We start from the raw sequence: 6,088 nt of genomic DNA on the forward strand, positions 1-6,088 counted from the left end.
TAAGATAATCAATAATCGTTTACTATATATTTAATTCCAAAAGTGTCCACAACGCTTACATCTATTACCATTTTTAAAAGAAAATAAAGGTAGGCCAAAAAACATAAACGCTAAAAAGGCAGATTTTTTTCCTTTAGTATTAACTTCTATATCCAAACTTCCACACTCAGGGCAACATTCTTTACTCTCCCCGAACTTTTGTTCAAGCTCATCACTAAAGTCTTTTTCAAGAAATGACTTCGCTTCATCAACATAGTTCTCTGGAACTAATAAACGAACCCCACCTAAAGCATTAGAATAAAACCAATCCATATTAATTGTATGCTCATTTTCAATATAAACAGGAATTCCAAATGCTTCTAGTTGAGTCTTTGCAATTTGTGCCTCATAAGGAAACGAGAAAGTTTTAATTACGATCCATTGCATATTAAATTTCTAATTAGGTAAATAATTTTAGAGTAGATTTATTTCTTTATAATTTGAATAAGTTTTAATGTTTAAAGATTGAGGATACAAATTCCCCCCAATAAAAAACCCCCCCATTCATTAGAACGGGGGTGTTTAGAATAATGAGCTGGCGATGACTTACTCTCACATGGGTAACCCCACACTACCATCAGCGCTAAGAGGTTTCACTTCTGAGTTCGGGAAGGGATCAGGTGGTTCACTCTTGCTATGGTCGCCAGCACAACTGGTATGGATACTTGCTTCGTTTTATTCACTGTGTGATACGTTGCGTTTTCCAAATCTTTACAGATGGGCTGATTGGTCTGATTTTTCGTTGTTCATTTTAGCTAGTAGTATAACTAAATCAAGTTGCTTTGCATGTTTATGAATCGATTGATGCTTCATATACAACTGCTTGGGTGTTGTATAGTCAAGCCTCACGAGCAATTAGTATTGGTCAGCTTCACATATCACTATGCTTCCACATCCAACCTATCAACGTCCTAGTCTCGAACGGCTCTTTAGAGGAATAAATTCCTAGGGAAATCTTATCTTGAGGTAGGCTTCCCGCTTAGATGCTTTCAGCGGTTATCCCTTCCGAACATAGCTACCCGGCGATGCGACTGGCGTCACAACCGGTACACCAGAGGTTCGTCCACTCTGGTCCTCTCGTACTAGGAGCAGATCCTCTCAAATTTCCAGCGCCCACGGTAGATAGGGACCGAACTGTCTCACGACGTTCTAAACCCAGCTCGCGTACCTCTTTAAATGGCGAACAGCCATACCCTTGGGACCTGCTTCAGCCCCAGGATGAGATGAGCCGACATCGAGGTGCCAAACACCGCCGTCGATATGAACTCTTGGGCGGTATCAGCCTGTTATCCCCAGAGTACCTTTTATCCGTTGAGCGATGGCCCTTCCATACAGAACCACCGGATCACTAAGACCTACTTTCGTACCTGCTCGACTTGTGGGTCTCGCAGTTAAGCGCGCTTTTGCCTTTATACTCTACGCGTGATTTCCGACCACGCTGAGCGCACCTTCGTACTCCTCCGTTACTCTTTAGGAGGAGACCGCCCCAGTCAAACTACCCACCAGACACGGTCCTCGTCCCGGATAACGGGACAGAGTTAGAACCTCAACATTACCAGGGTGGTATTTCAAGGACGGCTCCATTGGAACTAGCGTTCCAACTTCAAAGCCTCCCACCTATCCTACACAAGTAAGGTCAAAGTTCAGTGTCAAGCTGCAGTAAAGGTTCACGGGGTCTTTCCGTCTAGCCGCGGGTACACTGCATCTTCACAGCGATTTCGATTTCACTGAGCCTCTGCTGGAGACAGCGCCGCCATCATTATGCCATTCGTGCAGGTCGGAACTTACCCGACAAGGAATTTCGCTACCTTAGGACCGTTATAGTTACGGCCGCCGTTTACTGGGGCTTCGATCAAGAGCTTCGCTTACGCTAACCCCATCAATTAACCTTCCAGCACCGGGCAGGCATCACACCCTATACGTCCACTTTCGTGTTTGCAGAGTGCTATGTTTTTAATAAACAGTTGCAGCGGCCTGGTTTCTGCGGCTGTCGTCAGCTCAGGAAGCAAGTTCCATCACCAACAACAGCGTACCTTCTCCCGAAGTTACGGTACCATTTTGCCTAGTTCCTTCAGCAGAGTTCTCTCAAGCGCCTTGGTCTACTCGACCTGACCACCTGTGTCGGTTTCGGGTACGATTCCTGTGTAACTGAAGCTTAGAGACTTTTCCTGGAAGCATGGTATCAGCCACTTCACTGTACAAGTACAGCTTGCTATCGGATCTCAGTATAGAGTACCCCGGATTTGCCTAAGATACATACCTACATCCTTCCACCTGGACAACCAACGCCAGGCTGACTTAACCTTCTCCGTCCTCTCATCGCATTACACAGAAGTATTGGAATATTAACCAATTTCCCATCGACTACGCCTTTCGGCCTCGCCTTAGGGGTCGACTCACCCAGCCCCGATTAACGTTGGACTGGAACCCTTGGTCTTTCGGCGAACGGGTTTTTCACCCGTTTTGTCGTTACTCACGTCAGCATTCGCACTTCTGATACCTCCAGCATACTTCTCAATACACCTTCATCGGCTTACAGAACGCTCCCCTACCACTTGACTAATGTCAAATCCGCAGCTTCGGCACATAGTTTTAGCCCCGTTACATCTTCCGCGCAGGCCGACTCGACTAGTGAGCTATTACGCTTTCTTTAAAGGGTGGCTGCTTCTAAGCCAACCTCCTAGCTGTCTATGCCTTCCCACATCGTTTCCCACTTAACTATGATTTTGGGGCCTTAGCTGGCGGTCTGGATTGTTTTCCTCTTGACTACGGACGTTAGCACCCGCAGTCTGTCTCCCGGATAGTACTCATAGGTATTCGGAGTTTGCATCGGTTTGGTAAGTCGGGATGACCCCCTAGCCGAAACAGTGCTCTACCCCCTATGGTATTCGTCCGAGGCGCTACCTAAATAGCTTTCGGGGAGAACCAGCTATCACCAGGCTTGATTAGCCTTTCACCCCTATCCACAAGTCATCCCCTGGCTTTTCAACGACAGTGGGTTCGGTCCTCCAGTTAGTGTTACCCAACCTTCAACCTGCTCATGGATAGATCGCCTGGTTTCGGGTCTATACCCAGCAACTAAACGCCCTATTAAGACTCGATTTCTCTACGGCTCCCCTATACGGTTAACCTCGCTACTGAATATAAGTCGCTGACCCATTATACAAAAGGTACGCAGTCACACCACGAAGGTGCTCCCACTGCTTGTATGCATGCGGTTTCAGGATCTATTTCACTCCCCTCACAGGGGTTCTTTTCGCCTTTCCCTCACGGTACTGGTTCACTATCGGTCAGTCAGGAGTATTTAGCCTTGGAGGATGGTCCCCCCATATTCAGACAAGGTTTCACGTGCCTCGCCCTACTCGTCATCATTATGTGTGCCCTTTCGTGTACGGGAATATCACCCTCTACGTTCGCACTTCCCAGAGCGTTCCACTAAAACACACATAACTTAATGGGCTGATCCCCGTTCGCTCGCCGCTACTGAGGGAATCTCAATTGATTTCTTTTCCTAAGGGTACTGAGATGTTTCACTTCCCCTCGTTCGCCTTGCAACACTATGTATTCATGTTGCAATACCTACCTTAAAGTAGGTGGGTTCCCCCATTCAGAAATCTCCGGATCAAAGGATATTTGCCGCCTCCCCGGAGCTTTTCGCAGGCTATCACGTCTTTCATCGCCTCTGACTGCCAAGGCATCCACCACATGCACTTAATTACTTGACTATACAACCCCAAACAGTCGTCAACACCTACAAGTGAGTGTTGTCCGTGCGATTCTTCATCGCTACTATCTGTTGTTTGTGTACTTAAACACTGTACAGCTTCAATCTAAATTCATATACCAAAACGCTTGATTCAGTTAATTTGCTAGTTCTCAATTCATCTAGATTAATTGCTTAATCTAAACTCTTGAGTGAACAATTTATTTCAGACTCAATTTTGCCAATCTGTTAATGAATAAACACGCCTTCGTCAGGTCATGCTTAATACCGTGATACTTAAATCACAGAAGTTAATAAACCAAGACCGAAATCTCTATTTACTAATTTCTGTAATCCGAACTTCTCTTAAGTTCTGGTGGAGACTAGGAGAGTCGAACTCCTGACCTCCTGCGTGCAAAGCAGGCGCTCTACCAACTAAGCTAAGTCCCCAGCTTACATCATCAGTCATGTATCTTTTATCTATAACTTCAACCAGTCAAAGTCATGGTGGGTCTGACAAGACTTGAACTTGTGACCCCACGCTTATCAAGCGTGTGCTCTAACCAACTGAGCTACAGACCCTCAGATACATCTATGAAGAACAACTTGTTGTGGATTCTTACCAATCGTCAATCTTTCGTTAAGGAGGTGATCCAGCCGCAGGTTCCCCTACGGCTACCTTGTTACGACTTCACCCCAGTCATCGGCCACACCGTGGTAACCGCCCTCTTTGCAGTTAGGCTAGCTACTTCTGGTGCAACAAACTCCCATGGTGTGACGGGCGGTGTGTACAAGGCCCGGGAACGTATTCACCGCGGCATTCTGATCCGCGATTACTAGCGATTCCGACTTCATGGAGTCGAGTTGCAGACTCCAATCCGGACTACGATCGGCTTTTTGAGATTAGCATCCTATCGCTAGGTAGCAACCCTTTGTACCGACCATTGTAGCACGTGTGTAGCCCTGGCCGTAAGGGCCATGATGACTTGACGTCGTCCCCGCCTTCCTCCAGTTTGTCACTGGCAGTATCCTTAAAGTTCCCGACATTACTCGCTGGCAAATAAGGAAAAGGGTTGCGCTCGTTGCGGGACTTAACCCAACATCTCACGACACGAGCTGACGACAGCCATGCAGCACCTGTATGTAAGTTCCCGAAGGCACCAATCCATCTCTGGAAAGTTCTTACTATGTCAAGGCCAGGTAAGGTTCTTCGCGTTGCATCGAATTAAACCACATGCTCCACCGCTTGTGCGGGCCCCCGTCAATTCATTTGAGTTTTAGTCTTGCGACCGTACTCCCCAGGCGGTCTACTTATCGCGTTAGCTGCGCCACTAAAGCCTCAAAGGCCCCAACGGCTAGTAGACATCGTTTACGGCATGGACTACCAGGGTATCTAATCCTGTTTGCTCCCCATGCTTTCGCACCTCAGCGTCAGTGTTAGGCCAGATGGCTGCCTTCGCCATCGGTATTCCTCCAGATCTCTACGCATTTCACCGCTACACCTGGAATTCTACCATCCTCTCCCACACTCTAGCTAACCAGTATCGAATGCAATTCCCAAGTTAAGCTCGGGGATTTCACATTTGACTTAATTAGCCGCCTACGCGCGCTTTACGCCCAGTAAATCCGATTAACGCTTGCACCCTCTGTATTACCGCGGCTGCTGGCACAGAGTTAGCCGGTGCTTATTCTGCGAGTAACGTCCACTATCTCTAGGTATTAACTAAAGTAGCCTCCTCCTCGCTTAAAGTGCTTTACAACCATAAGGCCTTCTTCACACACGCGGCATGGCTGGATCAGGCTTGCGCCCATTGTCCAATATTCCCCACTGCTGCCTCCCGTAGGAGTCTGGGCCGTGTCTCAGTCCCAGTGTGGCGGATCATCCTCTCAGACCCGCTACAGATCGTCGCCTTGGTAGGCCTTTACCCCACCAACTAGCTAATCCGACTTAGGCTCATCTATTAGCGCAAGGTCCGAAGATCCCCTGCTTTCTCCCGTAGGACGTATGCGGTATTAGCATTCCTTTCGAAATGTTGTCCCCCACTAATAGGCAGATTCCTAAGCATTACTCACCCGTCCGCCGCTAAGATCAGTAGCAAGCTACCTCTCTCCGCTCGACTTGCATGTGTTAAGCCTGCCGCCAGCGTTCAATCTGAGCCATGATCAAACTCTTCAGTTAAAATCATTTTGTACCTTATTTAAAGACAAGGTACCAATTCTGGCTCATCAATTACTGACTTAAATTTCGCTCAAATAAACTTCGAGTAATTTAAACCAATCAATCAATGAAAATTATTTCGATTAATCAACCAGTAAAAATCCACACAAGTTGTTCTTCAATTCTCT

At 47.1% G+C, this 6,088-nt stretch carries 1 protein-coding gene, 2 tRNA genes and 3 rRNA genes; all 6 read right to left on the minus strand.

What is annotated here, in order from left to right; genetic code table 11:
* Positions 1 to 30: 30 nt before the first annotated feature.
* Complete coding sequence (locus J655_RS22520) at positions 31 to 426, minus strand: DUF2007 domain-containing protein (RefSeq protein ID WP_017482434.1); 396 nt, start codon at positions 424 to 426, stop codon at positions 31 to 33.
* Between the two features lie 146 nt (positions 427 to 572).
* Positions 573 to 687: ribosomal RNA gene (rrf, locus tag J655_RS22525) — 5S ribosomal RNA — on the minus strand.
* 186 nt (positions 688 to 873) lie between these two features.
* Positions 874 to 3,764, minus strand: a 23S ribosomal RNA gene (locus J655_RS22530).
* Positions 3,765 to 4,116: 352 nt separating this feature from the next.
* Positions 4,117 to 4,192, minus strand: a tRNA-Ala gene (locus tag J655_RS22535).
* Positions 4,193 to 4,247: 55 nt separating this feature from the next.
* Positions 4,248 to 4,324: transfer RNA gene (locus J655_RS22540), tRNA-Ile, on the minus strand.
* Positions 4,325 to 4,383: 59 nt separating this feature from the next.
* A 16S ribosomal RNA gene (locus J655_RS22545) occupies positions 4,384 to 5,921 on the minus strand.
* The 16S, 23S and 5S rRNA genes sit together here with 2 tRNA genes alongside, the layout of an rRNA operon.
* Positions 5,922 to 6,088 lie beyond the last annotated feature (167 nt).

This window comes from Acinetobacter sp. 1294243 (assembly GCF_000588015.1).
GTDB lineage: Bacteria > Pseudomonadota > Gammaproteobacteria > Pseudomonadales > Moraxellaceae > Acinetobacter > Acinetobacter pittii.

What these genes read in the sequence shown, in the direction of transcription:
- J655_RS22520 (WP_017482434.1), bottom strand. Translation starts at nt 426, where the DNA reads ATGCAATGGATCGTAATTAAAACTTTCTCGTTTCCTTATGAGGCACAA.